This is a genomic window from Pseudoalteromonas sp. NZS127_1 (assembly GCF_015864295.1).
Taxonomy (GTDB): Bacteria; Pseudomonadota; Gammaproteobacteria; order Enterobacterales; family Alteromonadaceae; genus Pseudoalteromonas; species Pseudoalteromonas arctica.
On sequence record NZ_JADYXO010000074.1, the window covers coordinates 1 to 555 of the forward strand.

The 555-nt window shown below is 43.8% G+C and carries 1 protein-coding gene; it reads right to left on the bottom strand.

The window, feature by feature from the left end:
* Nucleotides 1–212: 212 nt before the first annotated feature.
* A partial coding sequence (locus I6F50_RS20170) for a tetratricopeptide repeat protein (protein ID WP_197177160.1) occupies nucleotides 213–555 on the bottom strand: 343 nt, incomplete at its 5' end.

Below are 555 nucleotides of genomic sequence, written 5' to 3' on the forward strand. Positions count from 1 at the left end.
TTACTGGCTTGTTCTGCAACTTCTTTTGGCATTTCACTCTGTCTAGCTATCATAGCTCTCTCAACCAGATTTTTTGTGGCTATGCAGATCTCGTCACTTTCAAGAGGTTCAGCGTACGAAGCATTAGCTAGGCATATTAGACCTAAAGCAATTGTCTTTTTCATTTTCCTAGTCTCTTTCATAGAGGTTAATTTGCCTATGGTATATCTAAATTAATACCCGGCTTGATTTAATACTCGGTACTTATTACAACCATTTTGATTGCCCTCATCACAAGATTTCCCAAACCACTCTTTTGCTGTTCTATAACTTTGGCGAACACCCTTGCCACTAACGTACATTACTCCAAGATTATTCTGAGCGTCAGCGGACCCTTGATCGGCTGCTTTTCGGTACCATTCGACCGCCTTAGCATAATCTTGCCGTGTCCCTTTGCCGGACTCGTACATTACTCCAAGATTATTCTGAGCGTAAGGCTCCCCTTGATCGGCTGCTTTTCGGTACCATTCGACCGCCTTAGCATAATCTTGCCGTGTCCCTTTGCCGGACTCGTAC